This window comes from Aquabacterium sp. (genome assembly GCF_050725395.1).
Lineage (GTDB): Bacteria > Pseudomonadota > Gammaproteobacteria > Burkholderiales > Burkholderiaceae_C > Aquabacterium.
Genome location: NZ_JBOHHL010000053.1, coordinates 1 through 16825, shown reverse-complemented (window position 1 = coordinate 16825; position 16825 = coordinate 1). Strand labels below are relative to the sequence as shown.

The following is a 16825-nucleotide window of genomic DNA, read 5'->3' as shown; positions in this document are numbered from 1 at the left end:
CTGTGTTCCAGTTCTTGGACTGGCTTGGGCAATAGATCAACTGCACGGTTCACGTTAGGGCGGAATTCTACTGTGCAACTCAACTTCATCCCTGTGGACTCGACCAAGTAGATCTTCCAGGGGGCAAGGAAGTCAGCAGGGTGCCTTACATCAATGAACCAGAGCTGCCTTGAACTGGTTGTTTGAAAGATGAGCGGCGGACGCCACACCATCGACATGAGCGGTTTCGGCATTGATGAAGGTTGACGGCCGTCCTTCTTCAAGTGAGCAACGAAGTCATCGGCATGGATGTTCTCCGGAAGCAAAAACAACGAATATGTATCGCCCCGCCATCCCATGGACATCTCTTGTACGGCCAAGCGTTGGCCATGCGTTGCAGTCTTCAGCCAGTAAACGCTTCGCGGCGCACCTTTGCCAGAAGGTAGCTTCTGGAAGACGGAATCGCTGGCTTCGAGTGCATCTCCTCCGGAAATGTCACTCTCCCTTGTTCCCAGAACAAGAACGCTGTTCAGATTTGGAGGTAGCTTGGGAAAGGCGTAGACACGGGGTGCGAAAGAATTGAATGCGGACCTGGCAACCCGAAGCGTTTCTTTGCACTGATCGGTTGATCCGCCCACCAGCTTTGGCCAGGGGCCAGCAAAGCTAATGCTTGAAACGCAAACCAGCGTCATAGCTAGGCTGAAGCGCTTTATGGCCTTATTGCATGCATCCTCGACGGAAGGGTTGATGTCTCGGTACATGTGCGCTCCCAAGGTTCATGTTGTGCACCAAGCTTACCTGTGCGGGAAGGCAAGTATTTGCATGATTGGGCGGCAGACCCAGGCAGTCTTCAGCTCGAAGGACCACTGGCCCTCAAAGTTCGGTTTCCGAACCCACCAAGCAAAAAGCCCCGTACTTTCGTACAGGGCTTCGCTTGTTTGGCTCCTCGACCTGGGCTCGAACCAGGGACCTACGGATTAACAGTCCGGCGCTCTACCGACTGAGCTATCGAGGAATAGTCGGTTCAATTGTGTTGCTTGGCTTGCGCCTTGCAGTGATCAATCGAGAGTGAAAGTATAGCAATCTTTTCGCGCACCACGCAAGTGAGCACTCTTTTTTTGCGCAAATTCTCAGAAGTCGGCCTGCAAGGAAGCGGTCACCGTGCGTTTGGCCATGGGGAAGAGGTACACGTGGCTGAACTGCAGTGGAGCCTCGCGCCACACGCGGGTGTCGAACAGGTTGTACACGCCCAAGCGCCAGGTCAGCGATGCTTGCTGCACGGCCTGCGTGAAGCGCACGCCAGCGTCAAAGCGCGTCCACGAAGGGATGCGCAGGCTGTTGTCTTCCAGCACCATGCGGCGCCCTTCATGGACCAGGCTGCCGTGCACCGTCAGGCCGGTCAGCGCGGGCACCTTGTAGGCGGCCGACAGCTTCACGGTGTGATTGGGCACGTTGACGGGCTCCTTGCCGTTGAGGGCGCTGTTGTTGCTGCTGTGGCGGCGTTCGGCATCGATCACCATGGCGCTGGCGTCCAGCGTCCAGGCGTTCATCAACACGGTTTGCACTTGGCCTTCCACGCCGCGGTGGCGGGCTTGGCCGTCCAGAATCAGCTTGGATGCGCTGTCCAGGCCAGTCTGGGGCCGGGTGGTCTGGAACCAGTTCACGCCCCATGAATGGGCGGCTTCTTGCCCCTTCAACCCGACTTCGATTTGCCGGCTTTTCTGTGCGGGCAAGGCGGCGCCCGGGTTGCTGTAGACAAAGCCATAGGGCACGTCCTTGGATTCCACACCTTCACCCCAACTGACATAAGCCTGGTGCCTGTCGGCAAAGGCGTAGCCCACGGCCGCCCATGGGGTGGTGAAGCTTTGGTCAATGCTGTTCGGCGCCTGGCTGTTGTCGCTCAATTCAGTGTTGCGGTGCAGGCGGGTGTGGCGCACACCCAGCCAGGCGTTCCACGCGGGTGACAAGCTCAGTTGATCGCTCAGCGACAGCTCGGTGTTGCGCGAATGGCGGCTGCCCTGGGGGTAGGTGAGCGATGGGTCCGGGTTGAAGAGGATGCTGCCATCGTGGATGTTGCCGGCGGTGGCGCCTGTGCCGATCTGGTTGTAGGCCGAGGTGCCCAGGCTGCTGCGGTGCACGCTGCGTTGCAGCCCGGCCCGCAAGTCGTGCTTGACGCTGCCGGTCATCAAGTGTCCCTGCAGGGTCAGGTCGGCCGCGTGGGTGACGCGGACTTCGCCCTCGCTGCGGAAGTCGTAGGCGTCATAGCGGCCGTCGCTGCAGAAGCGGTCGAACAAGGTGTTGTCGCAGCCGAACGCGAACACAGTGCGGTCGTCGGTGCGCAGGCGCTGGCTGCCCAGGGTGCTGACCAGCGTCCAGTCGGTCGACAAGGCTTGCTTCCAGCGCAGGGTGCCGGTCGTGGCGTCCATGACCACGGGCAGGCTCCAGGGCTGGTGGTTGAGGTTGGTGTTGGGGTCGATGGCCTTGGCCGAGGGGATGGTGTCGCCGGTGATGCTGAAGCCGGTCACGCTGGGCTGGCTGCGGTGGCTGTGCTCGATCTCGAACTCCAGTAGGGTGCCGGGCTGCACGCGCAGGTCGGCGGCCAGGGCCAGCAACTGGCGTTCGCCTTGGGCGTGGTCGGCCTTGGGGTGCAGGCGCTCATGGGCCGCGTTGATGCGCAGGCCGATGGCTTGCGTGTCGCCAAAGCGGTCCGACAAATCCACAGAGGTCAGGACGCTGCGGCCACCGGTGAAGGCCAGCGTGGCCGATCGCAGTTTGGGCACCGGGCGCTTGACCAGGAAGTTCACCAGGCCACCGGGGGCGCTCACGCCAGCCTGCATGCCGCTGGTGCCTTTGAGCACTTCCACGGCTTCCTTGTTGTCCAGCGGGATGCTGGTCTCGGCGTTGATGGGCAGACCTTCGCGGCGGTAGTTGTAGGCGTTGTCCAGCGTGAATCCGCGCACCGACAGGAAGTCCCAGTAGCCTTGCGCGTTGTACGAGTCGCTGATGCTGGCGTCCAGGCTGGTGATGTCAGACAGGCGTTGCACGCCGCTGTTCTTGAGCGCGGTGCTGGAGATGGTCTGCGCTTGCATGGGCAGTTGCCAGGCTGGCGTGTCGCCAAAGCCGGTGATGCTGGCCTGGTTGACGCGCGGACCAGGCGCCGTGACGGTGACCGTCGGCAGTGACTCGCCGGGCGTGGTGGCTTGGGCCAAAGCGTTGTTGGCCATGGCCAAGGCCGCGGAGGCGAGCAGGGTGAGGGCCGTGCCGCTGGGATGGCGCCTTGGGTTCGTCGTTTTGTGCATGAATGAGAAAGAGCGAAAAAAGAACTAGGCCACGCCCAGGCGCTGGTGCAGCAAGGCGCTGGTGGTGGTGTATTGGAGGTGCTGGGGCTGGTCGGGCTTGAGTTGCGCCAGGGCATGGTGGGCGGCCAGCGTGGCTTCGTGGAAGCCGCACAGCAGCAGGCGTTTTTTGCCCGGGTAGGTGTTGATGTCGCCCACGGCGTAGATGCCGGTGACCGAACTTTGAAAACTGTCGGCCGACACGCGGACCTGTTTGCGGTCGAGCTGCAGGCCCCAGTCCACCAGGGGGCCGAGCTTGGGGCTCAGGCCCAGCCTGACCAGCAGGTGGTCCAAGGGCAGGGCACGGACGGCCCCATCGGCGCCCAGGATCTGCAAGGCGCTGACGGCCTGGCCATCGCTGTGCAGATCGGCGCCAGACGGCACGCCCAAGGCCAGTTGAACGGCACCTTGCGCGATCCAGGCGCGCACCTTGGCTTCCAATGCGGGCTCGGCCTGGAATTGGTCGCGGCGGTGCAGCAGGGTCACGGTGGCGGGGCGGGCGTCTTGCGGCGCGTTCATCAGGGCCGCCACGGTGGACAAGGCTTCTTCGCCGCCACCGGCCACGACCAGGTGCTGGCCGGCCCAGGGCGACGAAGCCCGGTCCAGGGGCTCGGGCAAGTGGTGGTGAACATTGCCCATGCCTTCGAGTGCCGCCACGTTCAGGGTGCGGGGCACGAAGGCGCCCGCGCCCGCGGCCACGAACACGGCACGGCAGCGAAACCCTTGGCCTTGCCGGGTGCCGACGTCAAATTCGCCGTCGGCGAGCTGCGTGATGCTGGCAACCTGGTCGTTCAGGTGCAAATTGCCAATGCGGCCTGTGGTGGCGTCGCGTGGCAGAAAAGGCCGGGCCTGCGTCAGCAGCAGTTGGGCCAGTTCGCGGCCAGTGCACACGGGCACGCCGGGCACGTCGTAGATGGGCTTGTCGGGGTAGAGCGCCACGCATTGGCCTCCGGCCTCGGGCAGCGCATCGATCACGTGGGTGTTCAGGCCCAGCAAGCCCAATTGGAAGGCCTGGAACAGGCCCACCGGGCCTGCGCCAATGACGAGGGTGTCGGTGTCGATCACCGCCACGATCAGCGGATCAGTTGATCCAGCTTGCCGGTCTTGTCTTTCCATTCATCGGCCTCGGGCAAGGGTTGCTTGCGCTTGGTGATGCTGGGCCAGCCTTTGGCCAGGTCGGCATTGATCTTGATGTACTGCTGCTGGTCGCCGGGCACGTCTTCTTCGGGGACGATGGCGTTGACCGGGCATTCGGGGATGCACACGGCGCAGTCGATGCACTCATCGGGATCGATGACGAGGAAATTGGGGCCTTCGCGGAAGCAGTCCACCGGGCACACGTCCACGCAATCGGTGTATTTGCACTTGATGCAGGCTTCGGTGACGACGTGAGTCATGACGATCTCTTGTAAGTTGAATGGGAACGAAGGTCGGATTTTAAGGGTGCGCGCCAGCGTCCCCGCAAATCGGCAAATGGGTCAGGGGTTCGTCGGGCAGCGCGGTGGCGCCAGCGCCGATGATGACCAGGGTGGGGCGGCCGGCGTGTGTGTCGCTGGCCTGGTCCAGCGAGCCCACAGTGTGAACGGTGTGGCGCATGTCGGGCCAGCCAGCGCGAGAGACCACGCTGACGGCTGTATCAAGCGGCCAGCCAGCGTCGGTCAAGCCTTTTTGCAGCGGGTCGAGCTGGCGGCCGGCCATGTAGAAAACTTCGGTGTCGGCGCGCTGGCCGGGGCCCATGCCGCATTGCAGTTCGCCGGTGCGGGTCATGGCCGTGGTGAAGCTGACGCTTCGGCCGGTGCCGCGCCGGGTGAGCGGGCGCTGCGTGGCGGCGGCCGCGGCCAGGGCCGAGGTCACACCGGGCACCACGTCGCTGTGGATGCCCGCTTCGCGCAGGGCGTGCAGTTCTTCTTCAAGGCGGCCGAACAGGCTGGGGTCGCCGCCCTTGAGGCGCACGACCAGGCCTTGCGCGCCATGGGCCAGGCCCACGGCGTAAGCGTGTTCCACCAGCAAGGTGTTGATGCGCGTCTGGCCATTGAAGTCGCTGCCCGGCTTGCCCGAGAAACCGCGCTTGCCCACGTCGACCCACAGCGCTTGTGGCGCCAGGGCTTGCAGGGCTTCGTCGGCCAGGGCGTCGAACAGCACCACGTGCGCTTGCGCCAGCAGGCGCGAGCCGCGCACCGTGATCAGGTCGGCCTCGCCGGGCCCCGCGCCAATGAAGACGACGCGGGCGGCGGTGGGCGTGGAGGCCTGGTGCACCATGGGACCGTCAGGCCGCCTTGACCAGCAGCGCGCCGCTGGTGCGGTTGGTGGTGGGATCGACCACGATCAGGGCACCGCCCACGCGGTTGTCCAGGTAGGGCTCGACCGGCAGCGGCTGCTGCGTCTGGATCTGCACGCGGCCGATCTCGTTCACGGCCAGTTGCTCGGCGTCATGGTCTTCCAGGGTGTGGATGTCCATGCGGCTGTCGATGGCGGTGATGCGGGCCTGCACCCAGCGGTTACCGTGGCGCACCCAGTACTTGCGGCCGACGACGGCGGGCTCGGTGTCCAGCCAGGCCAAGGTAGCGGTGAACTGATCGGCCGGCTTGATCGCGCCGGGCGTGGCCAGCCAGTCGCCGCGCGAGATGTCGACCTGGCGGTCCAGCACGATGCCGGCCGATTGGCCTGCTTCGCCACGGTCGACCACTTCGGCGTTGTAGCGCACCTCGGCCACCACGGCGGTTTCGCCGCTGGGAAAGGCTTGCACGCTGTCGCCGGCCTTGACCGAACCGTGGGCGATGCGGCCCCAGAAGGTGCGCGGCTGGTGGCCGGTGCCTTCGCCTTCGCGGGTCACGTACTGCACGGGTTGCAGCAACGCGCCATCGTGGCGTTCGTCGGTGGCGGGCAGGCATTCCAGCACCTGCAGCAGCGTCTGGCCGGTGTACCAGGGCCAATTGGCGCTGGGGGTGGTCACGTTGTCACCGCGCAGGGCCGACACGGGGATGACGCCCTTCACGGCGATGCCGGCTTGCTCGGCGAACGCCAGCAGCGAGGCCTTGACGTGGTTGAAGGCGGTTTCGGTGTCCTGCTCGATCGCGTCGAGCTTGTTGACGGCGAAGACGATGGACGGCACGCGCAGCAGGTGGGCCAGCAGGCTGTGGCGGCGCGTTTGCGCCAGCAGGGGCACCGGCTGGGCTTTCCAGTCGATCTTGGTGATGTCCACCAGGACCACGGCCGCATCACTGCCAGCGGCGGCCGTCACCATGTTGCGCGTGTACTGCTCATGGCCGGGGGCGTCGGCGATGATGAACTTGCGCGTCTTGGTGGCGAAGTAGCGGTAGGCCACGTCGATGGTGATGCCTTGCTCGCGCTCGGCTTCCAGGCCGTCGGTCAGCAGCGACAAGTCGATGGGGGCGCCAGCGGCGCGCTTTTCCAGCGCATCCAGCTGGTCGGCCAGGATGGCGCGGCTGTCGAACAGCAGGCGGCCGATCAGCGTGCTCTTGCCATCGTCCACGCTGCCCGCGGTCAGGAAGCGCAGGGCCTGGTGTTCGACTTGTTCTTTGGCGTGGCAATCAATCACGGGGGTGCTCATTTTAGAAATAGCCTTCCTTCTTGCGGCGCTCCATGGAGGCCTCGGACGTGCGGTCGTCCATGCGGGTCGCGCCGCGCTCGCTCACGGTCACGTGAAGGGTCTCGGCCACGATGTCGGCGGGGTTGGCCGCATCGCTCTCGACCGGGCAGGTGCAGGTCATGTCGCCCACGGTGCGGAAGCGCACGTCGACGGTCTCCACCGTTTCGCCTTCCAGCGTGGGGGTCACGTCGGTCAGGGGCACCAGCAGGCCCTTGCGGCGCATCACCTGGCGGGGGTGCTTGAAGTAGATGTTGGGCAGCGGAATGCCTTCGCGGGCGATGTACAGCCACACGTCCAGCTCGGTCCAGTTGCTGATCGGGAAGGCGCGGAAGTGTTCGCCCGGCTTGATGCGGGTGTTGAACAGGTTCCACAGTTCGGGGCGCTGCTCTTTGGGCTGCCATTGGCCGAAGCTGTCGCGGTGGCTGAAGATGCGTTCCTTGGCGCGCGCTTTTTCTTCGTCGCGGCGGGCACCGCCCATCAGGCAGTCGAAGCGGTTTTCTTCAATCGCTTCGAGCAGGGTCACGGTTTGGTGGCCATTGCGCGATTCGAGCGGGTAAGCCAGGCGCACGGTGCCACGCTTGATGGAGTCGTCCATGTGCGCCACGATCAGGCGCTCGCCCATTTCGGCGATGCGGCGGTCGCGGAACTCGATCACTTCGGGGAAGTTGTGGCCGGTGTCCACGTGCAGCAGCGGGAAGGGCAGCTTGCCTTCAAAACCGCCGCCTTCCTTCTTCATCTTGAAGGCCTTCTCGGCCAGGTGCAGCACCACGCACGAGTCCTTGCCGCTGGAGAACAGCAGCGCAGGGCGCTCAAACGTCGCGGCGACTTCGCGCAGGATGAAGATGGCTTCTTCTTCCAGCGCGTCCAGGTGGCGGTGGTCAACATCCGCCAGCAGTTGGTTCACATTCACGGGGGCATTCATATCGTGGTCTTGGTTGGGATGCTGGACACAAGCGGGGGCAATTCTTCGGCCACGTTGTCTTCGTGGACGTGCAGGCCGCATTCCCTGGCCTTTTCGTCTTCCCACCACCAGCGGCCGGCGCGGAAGTCTTCGCCCACCGCGATGGCACGCGTGCAGGGCGCGCAGCCGATGCTGGGCATGAACTCGTCGTGCAGCGGGTTGTAAGGCACCTTGTTGAGCGACACGTAATGCCACACATCGCCCCAGGTCCAGTCGATCATGGGGTTGAACTTGGCGCGGCCCTTGTCGTCTTCCTCGCGGGCCAGCATGCCGCCCCGGTTGTTGGACTGTTCGCGGCGCAGGCCGGTGATCCAGGCTTCGCGGCTGGCCAGCATGCGGCTGAGGGGTTCCAGCTTGCGGAAGCCGCAGCAGGCCTTGCGCAGGTCGATGCTCTCGTACATGGCCTTCTCGCCGTTCTGGCGAACGAACTCGATGGCCACTTCCTGCACGGGCTGGTAGACCTCGACCTTCAAGCCATACGTGGACTCGATGGTGCCGATCATGGCCACCGTCTGCGGGTGCAGCATGCCGGTTTCGAGCGTGCCGATGGCGATGTCGATGTGGTGGCGCGCGATCAGGTCGGTGACGATCATGTCCTCGACACCCAGGCTGGTGGCCTGGACGACCTTGCCCGGGTGCTCGGCCGCTGCGGCCTTGAGCAACGCGACGGTCTCGGCCAGCTTGGCCTCGAAGTCGGGGCTGGCCTTGGCGTACAGGGCGATGGCGCTCATCGTGCGAACACCGGCTTGGTTTGTTGCACGTCGCCCTGGTAGTGGCCCCGCGCGGCGAAGAAACCCAGCGCGCGCTCGGCGGCGGCACGTTCCTGGTCGTGGCGCAGCACCACGGCATCAAAACCCGATCGTTGCAGCAGCGGCATCATGTCGACCAGCACTTCGCCGGTGGCGCGGATCTGGCCCGTGAAGCGGTAGCGCGAACGCAGGATGTGCGCCTGGCTGTAGGCGCGGCCGTCCACCCACTTGGGGAACTGCAGCACCACCAGCGACAGCTTGTTCACGTCGCACTCGAGCACTTCGATGTCGGCATCGTTGGGGAAGACCACGCCCACGGCCTTGTCGGCAGGCCATTGCTCGCGCACGGCGTGCCATTGGCCCAAGGTCAGCAGGCTGTGGTCCACCTTGGGTGGGTGAGAGATCGGGCCGTCTTCGCCGCCGGCCGTGCGCCACTGGTCGTGGTGGGTGTCGATGAATTTCATGGTCAGGCTGCTTTCTTCGCGGTCGAACGGCGCACGGCGTTGGCGGCGGTCTTGAACGGGTCCAGGCCCACGCGGGTGACGGTGTCGATGAACTTCTCGTTCGCCGCGCGCTGGCCGCGGTAGGTCTCGATCACGGCTTCGATCACGTCGGTGACTTCATCGGCTGCGAACGAGGGGCCGATGACTTTGCCGACGGCGCTCACGGGCGCGTGGCTGGAGCCGTCCGAGCCGCCCAGGGTGACCTGGTACCACTCGGTGCCGTCCTTGTCCACGCCCAGGATGCCGATGTGGCCGCTGTGGTGGTGGCCGCAGGAGTTGATGCAACCGCTGATGTGCAGGTCGATGTCGCCGATGTCGTAAAGCTCGTCCAGGTCTTGGTAACGCTCGATCAGCTCGTTGGCGATGGGGATGGAGCGGGCGTTGGCCAGGGCGCAGAAGTCGCCACCGGGGCAGGCGATCATGTCGCTCAGCAGGCCGATGTTCGGGGCTGCGAACGTGGCGGCCTTGGCGGCTTCCCACAGCGCGTACAGGTCTTCCTCGCGCACCCACGGCAGCAGCAGGTTCTGGTCGTGCGTGACGCGCAATTCGCCCTGGCTGAACTGGTCGGCCAGTCCGGCGGCCTTGTCCATCTGGTCGTCGGTGGCATCGCCAGGCGGCAGGCCCACGCGCTTGAGCGACAGGGTCACGGCCTTGTAGCCCTTGACCTTGTGGGCGTGCGTGTTGCGCTCCAGCCATTTGGTGAAGGCCACGGGCACATCGGCGGGGGCGCCATTGCCGGCAGCATCGTGCGCGACCACGCCAGCGGGTTGCACGAAACTGGCCGACACGCGGTCCAGCTCGGACTGCGGGATGGTGTGCGAAGCGCCATCGACGTCACGCGTCAGGATCTGCTTGAACTCTTCTTCCACCTGGTCGAAGAACTTCTGGCCTTCGGCCTTGACGAGGATCTTGATGCGGGCCTTGTACATGTTGTCGCGGCGGCCATAGCGGTTGTAGACCCGCACGATGGCTTCGATGTAGATCAGGATCTGCTGCCAGGGGATGAATTCGCTGATGACGCTGGCGGTGATGGGCGTGCGGCCCATGCCACCGCCCACCAGCACCTTGAAGCCGACTTCACCCGCGTCATTGAAGCGCAGGTGCAGGCCGATGTCGTGCCAGTAGGTGGCCGCGCGGTCTTCCTTGGCACCGTTGACGGCAATCTTGAACTTGCGCGGCAGGAAGGCGAATTCGGGGTGCAGGGTGGACCACTGGCGAATCACTTCGCAATAGGGGCGCGCGTCGATGATTTCATCGGCGGCCACACCCACCAGGGCATCGCTGGTGATGTTGCGGATGCAGTTGCCCGACGTTTGAATGCCATGCATGTTGACCGCGGCCAACTGGTCCATCACGTCGGCGCTCTTGGTCAGCGGGATCCAGTTGTATTGCAGGTTCTGGCGCGTGGTGAAGTGCGCGTAGCTGCGGTCGTATTCGCGCGAGATCTTGGCCAATTGGCGCAGTTGCACACTCGACAGTTCGCCGTAGGGCACCGCCACCCGCAGCATGGGCGCATGGCGCTGCACGTACCAGCCGTTTTGCAGGCGCAGGGGGCGGAATTCGTCATCGCTCAGCTTGCCGGCCAGGTTGCGGTCCAACTGGTCGCGGAACTGCGCCGCGCGTGCGCGGACGAACTGTTTGTCAAATTCGGTGTACTGATACATGGCGTCTACCCGGTGGTGAGCCCGGGTGTCAATGTGTCAAAAAAAGATGCGGATGTCGCGAGTAAGGTTGCGTCGGGGGCTTGGTAAGGCAGTGGGTCAAGCCGCCACGAGAACCTTGCGTGCCGCCAGAAGAAGGCAGCAACACAGCGCGAAACGTGTGATTGTCTCAGGCAAATGCTTCGTCAGCTTGGCCCCCACCCATATCCCGGGGAGTGAACCCATCAACAATTCAATCAAAATCAACCAATTGACGTTGCCCAGCGAGGCATGGCCGATGCCGGCCACGATGGTGAGCGGCACGGCATGTGCAATGTCAGTGCCCACCAACTTGCGGATGTCCAGCCGCGGGTACAACAGCAGGATCAGCGTGGCACCCACCGCGCCGGCCCCGATGGAACTCAAAGACACCAGCACGCCCAGGATCAGGCCGCAGACCACCGTCAGGGTGGGTTGGCGAGCCGGGGTGATCCACCGCTCCAGCCAGACGCCCACCCGCGACCACACGGGCCGAAACGCCACCGTCACCGCTGTCAGCACCAGGGCAATGGCCAAGGCGAAGGACAACATGCTGTCGCCGCTCTTGGTGATGCCCACCATGTGCATGTAAGTCAGTGTGGCAATGGCCGCCGGGATCGAGCCCGACAGCATCAATTTCGTGATGCGGTAGTCAACGTGGTCTTCCCGGTGGTGCGCGATCGAACCTGATACCTTGCTCAGGCCCGCGAACCACAGATCCGTGCCAATCGCCACCGCCTTGTCCAGGTGAAACACGGAAATCAGCAGCGGGGTCATCAATGAACCACCTCCCACCCCAGTCAGCCCCACAATCAGGCCCACGCCCGCGCCGGCGGCCACGGCGGTCCAGTCAAAAATCATTGAGACACTACAGCTTTCATGAATGAGGCCGAACTGTAAAAAACTTCTATATAAATGAGAAGAACAATTTTGAATTTTGCTTATTCTTCTGTGGAATATGGCGCTCGGCGTCTGCTGTCCGCCACGCTGGTCCTGGCTTTGTCCGCCTGCAGCTCCTTCACCTCATCGCCCCCGCCGACGGTTGTCGCACCGGTGGTCCAAGCGCCCGTGGTGGTGCCCTTGGTCAAACCCGTGCCACGCCCGCCACGGATCGGGCTGGCGCTGGGCGGTGGCGCGGCCAGGGGTTTTGCCCACATTGGCGTGCTGCAGGTGCTGGAGGAGCAGGGCATCAAGCCGGATGTCGTCGTCGGGACGTCGGCAGGCAGCGTGGTCGCGGCTTTGTACGCGGCGGGCAAGACGCCCGTCGAACTGGGCTCGCTGGCCATGAACCTGGACGAGTCCACGATGACCGATTGGGTGTTCCCGGGCCGCTCGGTGATGAAGGGCGAAGCCTTGGCGAGGTTCGTGCGGGGCTTCACCAATGGCAAATCGATCGAACAGATGCCGATACCGCTGGGCATCGTCGCCACGGACCTGAGTTCGGGTCAACCCATCCTGTTTCGGCGAGGTGATCCGGGCACTGCCGTGCGTGCCTCCAGTTCGGTGCCGGCGGTGTTCGAGCCCGTCCGCATCGCCGGACGCGAGTACGTGGATGGCGGCCTGGTGTCGCCCATCCCGGTCAAGTATGCGCGGCAGATGGGGGCCGACCTGGTCATCGCCGTGGACATATCCGCGATTCCGGAAGGCCAGCCCACCAAGGGCGCGGTGGACATCCTGCTGCAGGCCTTCAACATCATGGGCCACAGCATCAGCCAGTACGAACTGCAGGATGCCGACGTGGTGATGCGGCCCAAGCTGTCGGGCATCGGCGGGGGCGACTTCGGCAACCGGCGCCTGTCCATCCTGGCCGGACGAGAAGCCGCCTTGACCGTGCTGGCTCAGCTCAAGGAAAAGATCGCGGCCAAGACCCGGTGAAGGTGGTCACTTGGCTGGCGCGGTCTCGAAGGGCTGGCCGGTCAGCTTGAGGCCTGGCTTGAGCCCGCGCTTGCTGAACCAGCCCGTGTTCATTTCCAGGACGAAACGCACGGGCTTGGCCGAGCAGTGGGGGTTGAGCGTCTCGGGTTTCATCTCGTCCAGGTTGACGATGGTGCCGTCATCCGCCACGAAGGCCACCGCCAGCGGGATCAGCGTGTTCTTCATCCAGAAGCACTGCTGGCCAGGCCGGTCGAAGATGAAGATCATGCCCTCGTTGGGCCCCATGCTGGTGCGGTGCATCAGGCCTATTTCGTGCTGTTGCTCGGTCAAGGCCACTTCGGCCTTGATGTTGTGGAAACCGGCGCCCAGCGTCACCGTGGGCAGGTGCTGCGCGCGGTCCTGGGCGTGGACGGGCAGGGCGCTCAGGACCGCGGCCATCAGGGCGAAGGCGGCTGGCTGAACGATCTTCTTCTTCAACAACGCGGTCATGGCGCGGATCCTTGTGGGCGGCGAGGGCTGAATGGGCATGATAAATCGTCAACGACACGCAACGCCTGGCTTTGCCAGGGGCCAATGCGCAGCCGGGCGCCGCCTAAATTTGGTTTAGATGGATACATCGACGTGATGCTCGGGGGGGCTCGCGTAGAATTCTCAGGCACGTTGCCGATATCCATGGCATCGTTTAACGGAAACGCCAAACGCGGAGACCACAATCATGTATCAGCACATCAAAGTGCCCGAAGGTGGGCAGAAAATTTCGGTGAACCCGGACTTTTCGCTCAATGTCCCCCACAACCCCATCATTCCCTACATCGAAGGCGACGGCACCGGTTTTGACATCACGCCCGTGATGATCAAGGTCGTGGATGCGGCCGTCGAGAAGTCGTATGGCGGCCAGCGCAAGATCCACTGGATGGAAATCTACGCTGGCGAGAAGTCCACCCGGGTCTATGGTCCCGACGTGTGGCTGCCCGAAGAAACGCTCAAGGTCCTGAAGGACTATGTGGTTTCGATCAAGGGCCCGCTGACGACGCCTGTGGGCGGCGGCATCCGTTCGCTGAACGTGGCCCTGCGCCAAGAGCTCGACCTGTACGTCTGTCTGCGTCCGGTCACCTACTTCAAGGGCGTGCCTTCCCCCGTGAAGGAACCCGAAAAGATCGACATGGTGATCTTCCGCGAGAACTCGGAAGACATCTACGCCGGCATCGAATTCGAAGCCAAGAGCGACAAGGCCAAGAAGCTGATCAAGTTCCTGCAGGACGAGTTCGGCGTCAAGAAGATCCGCTTCCCCGAAACGTCCGGCATCGGCATCAAGCCCGTGTCCATCGACGGCACGGAGCGCCTGATGCGCAAGGCCCTGCAATACGCCATCGACAATGACAAGCCCAGCGTGACCATCGTGCACAAGGGCAACATCATGAAGTACACCGAAGGTGGCTTCCGCGACTGGAGCTATGCATTGGCCCAGCGCGAGTTTGGCGCCGAATTGATCGACGGCGGCCCCTGGGCGAAGTTCAAGAACCCGAGGACGGGCAAGGACATCATCGTGAAGGACGCCATCGCCGACGCCTTCTTGCAGCAGATCCTGTTGCGTCCTTCCGAGTACAGCGTGATCGCCACGCTGAACCTGAATGGCGACTACATCTCTGACGCCCTGGCCGCGCAAGTGGGTGGCATCGGCATCGCCCCGGGCGCCAACCTGTCGGACTCGGTGGCCATGTTCGAAGCCACCCACGGCACGGCGCCCAAGTACGCTGGCAAGGATTACGTGAACCCCGGTTCCGAAATCCTGTCGGCCGAAATGATGCTGCGCCACATGGGCTGGTTCGAAGCCGCCGACCTGATCATCTCGTCGATGGAAAAGTCCATCCTGAGCAAGAAGGTGACGTATGACTTCGCCCGACTGCTGGATGGCGCGACGCAGGTGTCGTGCTCGGGGTTTGGCCAGGTGATGATCGACCACATGTGATTTCGCTTCACTGCGTCTCATGACGCCCCTAAGCCCTTGATTTCCTGGTGAAATCAAGGGCTTTTTGTTTCGGCTTGTCTCACGGCAGATCACAAAATCCCGCCACTTTGGAGGGATGATTTCGTGATTCTCGAATACCGGGCTCCAGCCGGGATCGCGGCATCCGTCATCGGGATGCCCTTCGTTGGTCGCAACAGCAAAAGGACTGGGTTGGCTGTTGGATACAGCAGACCCTGGGAAATCACGAGATAGCGGCGCACGCCGCACGCACTCATGGCCCGGATAACCGCTCGCGCACTTTCCTGGAGGAGGCCCGCGTCCTTGGAAGATCGCTGGCCGAGGCATGAGATAACCGCGTCTTGCCCGGCGATCAGCGAGCAAGCTGATCGCTATCGCGAGGCTCGCGCGCGGCGGCAACGCTGTGACCTCGAGCCAAGGCTTGCTCGGCGACAAGCCGCCCGGTTCTGCCGGTTGCCCCAAGAATAACGAGCTTCTTGCAACCGATCAGGAGCGTTACCGCGGTTGGACTGCACGCCGCGATGTCATCGACTCGTTTTACCAGATCCAGGGACGTTGCTCCGTTCTGGCCGGCATTCACGAACACCGTCTCCGGAAATCGTTCCTGAAGGAGAGCCGGTAGTCACCGCTCAAGCTGGCGTGGGTCAGGCTATCGCCGGCGCACACGACCACGCGCTTCGTGAGTGCCGACGCGCGCTGCTGATGGGCTCGCAATCCGAACCCCAATCGTGGACGACGAGGGTCAAAGGACCATCGATGTCGATCGATTCAAAAAATCGATGAAGGTACTTGCTGTGCTCGGCGAACGTGTAGGAGGTGGAGCCAGAATCCGGGAGCTTCTCCGAGTCGCCCATCCCGATGAGATCGGGAGCGATGCAGCGGCCGAACCTTCCAGGTAAGGGATGATGTTGCGCCACAGGTACGCAGAGGTCGGATTGCCGTGAAGGAAGACGACGGCGTTGCCAACGCCTTTCTCGACGTAGGCCATCTTGAGGCCATGAACTTTCACGCTGCGTTGGGCTACCTCCGGGAGGTGCTCAAGCAATTGCTAGCGCATCCCAGCCATTGCATTGATGGGCTGCGGCCTCCTCGGTGGGTGGCCTCATGCAACGCATTGTTCGGCGCCATGGCGGGCATGTATGAGGGCCGCGCCTGGCGTAGTTGCGCGCTTTATTCACGCTGAAGTAGACAACAAGCCGACCAACTTGTGATTTGTGTACGACTGGCAGAAGATGATGTTCCAGAGGGTTGCCGGATCGACCGATTAACCCCGATGTTGTCCTGTCGAACACTGACCGTGTTCAGAAAGAAGCCTCATCATGAACAAGCTGAAGCGCGCCCACCTCATCGTGCGTGTATTCCGTGCCCCCCTGTAAAAGCGCCAGAATCTGTGAGTTTGACCGCCCCCTCAAGCCCGGCTGCGCAAGGGAAATCGTTGCCAGATCTGTCTTTTGCGTCTGAGTCCGACCTCGCCGAGCCCAGTCATGGCTCATCCGACTCGGACCTTGCCCTGCGGCAACATCAAGCCCTCAAGCGCTTCCGTTTGACGCTGTTTCCTTATCTGGGCGGCGTGGCGTTGGCAATGCTTCTTCCGATCCTGGGGCATGCCCAGTGGTGGCAATTCCTTGCACTGGCCGCCTATACGCTGGCGGGCATGAGCCTGTTCTATGCGGTTCTGCGCAGTGGCATCAGCCTGCACTGGCGGGATTCGATGTTGGCCTTTCCGCAGGTGCTGTTCGGTATCGGCTTGGTGACACTGGCTTGCGTCGTCTTGGAGATCGCCAGGTCAGCGGCACTGTTGTGGATGTGCCTCGTCATCGTTTTTGACATTGGGCGGCTACCGCGCCGCCAATTCCTGGTGGCTACCGCACTGGCGATGGTGCTGCCCATGCTGGTCATTTTGCTGTCGGTCTTCGTGCAATTCCAGTCGCGTTCTCCGCTCATCCGGCAATTGCTTTATATCTTGCTGGCGAGCATCACGGTGGCGCCAGTGCTGTTGTACGTTTCTGCAGCGGCTCAGCGATTGAATGCTTGAAACGGCCCCCTGATTCACCGGACACGGACTATCGCTTATCTTACGGATAGGAATAGGACTGTGAGTATGACTAGGCGTACAGAGACCATAGAGGTCATCACCACTGATCAGC

Annotated in this window: 18 protein-coding genes and 1 tRNA gene; 4 read left to right on the top strand and 15 right to left on the bottom strand. The window is 63.2% G+C overall.

Features of this window, described 5'->3' with window-relative positions; genetic code table 11:
* From ACREB4_RS19865 to ACREB4_RS19810, 12 genes are all read right to left on the bottom strand, one after another.
* On the bottom strand, positions 1-740 hold a 740-nt coding region (locus ACREB4_RS19865), incomplete at its 3' end, for a hypothetical protein (RefSeq protein WP_431589980.1).
* A gap of 178 nt (positions 741-918) precedes the next feature.
* Positions 919-994 (bottom strand) — tRNA-Asn (locus tag ACREB4_RS19860).
* A gap of 115 nt (positions 995-1109) precedes the next feature.
* Positions 1110-3278, bottom strand: a complete 2169-nt coding sequence (locus ACREB4_RS19855) for a TonB-dependent siderophore receptor (protein ID WP_431589979.1) — start codon at positions 3276-3278, stop codon at positions 1110-1112.
* A gap of 24 nt (positions 3279-3302) precedes the next feature.
* Complete coding sequence (locus ACREB4_RS19850; protein ID WP_431589978.1) at positions 3303-4430, bottom strand: NAD(P)/FAD-dependent oxidoreductase; 1128 nt, start codon at positions 4428-4430, stop codon at positions 3303-3305.
* Positions 4388-4711, bottom strand: coding sequence for a ferredoxin family protein (fdxA, locus tag ACREB4_RS19845; RefSeq protein ID WP_431589977.1), 324 nt, complete (start codon positions 4709-4711; stop codon positions 4388-4390). Before fdxA ends, ACREB4_RS19850 begins: the two co-directional genes overlap by 43 nt.
* Positions 4712-4751: 40 nt before the next feature.
* Positions 4752-5573, bottom strand: coding sequence for a uroporphyrinogen-III C-methyltransferase (gene cobA / locus ACREB4_RS19840; protein WP_431589976.1), 822 nt, complete (start codon positions 5571-5573; stop codon positions 4752-4754).
* 7 nt (positions 5574-5580) lie between these two features.
* Positions 5581-6885, bottom strand: a complete 1305-nt coding sequence (locus tag ACREB4_RS19835) for a sulfate adenylyltransferase subunit 1 (RefSeq protein ID WP_431589975.1) — start codon at positions 6883-6885, stop codon at positions 5581-5583.
* 1 nt (position 6886) lies between these two features.
* Positions 6887-7846, bottom strand: a complete 960-nt coding sequence (gene cysD / locus ACREB4_RS19830) for a sulfate adenylyltransferase subunit CysD (protein ID WP_431589974.1) — start codon at positions 7844-7846, stop codon at positions 6887-6889.
* A complete protein-coding gene (locus ACREB4_RS19825; RefSeq protein ID WP_431589973.1) occupies positions 7843-8616 on the bottom strand; it encodes a phosphoadenylyl-sulfate reductase in 774 nt (257 codons plus the stop codon). The genes cysD and ACREB4_RS19825 overlap by 4 nt, the downstream gene beginning before the upstream one ends.
* Positions 8613-9098 carry a DUF934 domain-containing protein gene (locus tag ACREB4_RS19820; protein ID WP_431589972.1) on the bottom strand — a complete coding sequence of 162 codons (486 nt, stop codon included), beginning with the start codon at positions 9096-9098 and terminating at the stop codon, positions 8613-8615. Before ACREB4_RS19820 ends, ACREB4_RS19825 begins: the two co-directional genes overlap by 4 nt.
* Positions 9099-9100: 2 nt before the next feature.
* Positions 9101-10801 (bottom strand): nitrite/sulfite reductase, encoded by a 1701-nt coding sequence (locus ACREB4_RS19815; RefSeq protein WP_431589971.1) that lies wholly within the window; start codon positions 10799-10801, stop codon positions 9101-9103.
* 96 nt (positions 10802-10897) lie between these two features.
* Complete coding sequence (locus tag ACREB4_RS19810; RefSeq protein ID WP_431589970.1) at positions 10898-11677, bottom strand: sulfite exporter TauE/SafE family protein; 780 nt, start codon at positions 11675-11677, stop codon at positions 10898-10900.
* 69 nt (positions 11678-11746) lie between these two features.
* On the opposite strand from ACREB4_RS19810, the gene ACREB4_RS19805 reads away from it, so the two are divergent.
* A complete protein-coding gene (locus ACREB4_RS19805) occupies positions 11747-12691 on the top strand; it encodes a patatin-like phospholipase family protein (protein ID WP_431589969.1) in 945 nt (314 codons plus the stop codon).
* Between the two features lie 6 nt (positions 12692-12697).
* Here ACREB4_RS19805 and ACREB4_RS19800 read toward each other — a convergent pair whose 3' ends face one another.
* Entirely contained in the window at positions 12698-13180 is a 483-nt protein-coding gene (locus ACREB4_RS19800) for a DUF192 domain-containing protein (protein ID WP_431589968.1), read from the bottom strand.
* Positions 13181-13406: 226 nt separating this feature from the next.
* Between ACREB4_RS19800 and icd the strand changes: the two genes are divergently transcribed.
* Positions 13407-14660: an NADP-dependent isocitrate dehydrogenase gene (gene icd, locus ACREB4_RS19795; protein WP_431589967.1), complete on the top strand. Its 1254-nt coding sequence runs from the start codon at positions 13407-13409 to the stop codon at positions 14658-14660.
* An 89-nt stretch (positions 14661-14749) separates the two neighbouring features.
* Here the strand turns inward: icd and ACREB4_RS19790 are convergent, their stop codons facing one another.
* Together ACREB4_RS19790 and ACREB4_RS19785 are read right to left on the bottom strand one after the other, a co-directional pair.
* Entirely contained in the window at positions 14750-15031 is a 282-nt protein-coding gene (locus tag ACREB4_RS19790) for an NAD(P)H-binding protein (RefSeq protein WP_431589981.1), read from the bottom strand.
* Positions 15032-15322: 291 nt separating this feature from the next.
* A complete protein-coding gene (locus tag ACREB4_RS19785; RefSeq protein ID WP_431589966.1) occupies positions 15323-15595 on the bottom strand; it encodes an alpha/beta fold hydrolase in 273 nt (90 codons plus the stop codon).
* A 23-nt stretch (positions 15596-15618) separates the two neighbouring features.
* Between ACREB4_RS19785 and ACREB4_RS19780 the strand changes: the two genes are divergently transcribed.
* Positions 15619-15861 (top strand): hypothetical protein, encoded by a 243-nt coding sequence (locus tag ACREB4_RS19780; RefSeq protein WP_431589965.1) that lies wholly within the window; start codon positions 15619-15621, stop codon positions 15859-15861.
* Positions 15862-16074: 213 nt separating this feature from the next.
* On the top strand, positions 16075-16713 hold the full coding sequence (locus ACREB4_RS19775; RefSeq protein WP_431589964.1) for a hypothetical protein: 639 nt from the start codon (positions 16075-16077) through the stop codon (positions 16711-16713).
* Positions 16714-16825: the final 112 nt, after the last annotated feature.

Bases quoted from the DNA above. Each gene is read 5' to 3' on its own strand.
- ACREB4_RS19855 (WP_431589979.1), bottom strand. From the start codon at position 3,278: ATGCACAAAACGACGAACCCAAGGCGCCATCCCAGCGGCACGGCCCTC.
- ACREB4_RS19850 (WP_431589978.1), bottom strand. From the start codon at position 4,430: ATGGAAAGACAAGACCGGCAAGCTGGATCAACTGATCCGCTGATCGTG.
- fdxA (WP_431589977.1), bottom strand. From the start codon at position 4,711: ATGACTCACGTCGTCACCGAAGCCTGCATCAAGTGCAAATACACCGAT.
- cobA (WP_431589976.1), bottom strand. From the start codon at position 5,573: ATGGTGCACCAGGCCTCCACGCCCACCGCCGCCCGCGTCGTCTTCATT.
- ACREB4_RS19835 (WP_431589975.1), bottom strand. From the start codon at position 6,885: ATGAGCACCCCCGTGATTGATTGCCACGCCAAAGAACAAGTCGAACAC.
- cysD (WP_431589974.1), bottom strand. From the start codon at position 7,846: ATGAATGCCCCCGTGAATGTGAACCAACTGCTGGCGGATGTTGACCAC.
- ACREB4_RS19825 (WP_431589973.1), bottom strand. From the start codon at position 8,616: ATGAGCGCCATCGCCCTGTACGCCAAGGCCAGCCCCGACTTCGAGGCC.
- ACREB4_RS19820 (WP_431589972.1), bottom strand. From the start codon at position 9,098: ATGAAATTCATCGACACCCACCACGACCAGTGGCGCACGGCCGGCGGC.
- ACREB4_RS19815 (WP_431589971.1), bottom strand. From the start codon at position 10,801: ATGTATCAGTACACCGAATTTGACAAACAGTTCGTCCGCGCACGCGCG.
- ACREB4_RS19810 (WP_431589970.1), bottom strand. From the start codon at position 11,677: ATGATTTTTGACTGGACCGCCGTGGCCGCCGGCGCGGGCGTGGGCCTG.
- ACREB4_RS19800 (WP_431589968.1), bottom strand. From the start codon at position 13,180: ATGACCGCGTTGTTGAAGAAGAAGATCGTTCAGCCAGCCGCCTTCGCC.
- icd (WP_431589967.1), top strand. From the start codon at position 13,407: ATGTATCAGCACATCAAAGTGCCCGAAGGTGGGCAGAAAATTTCGGTG.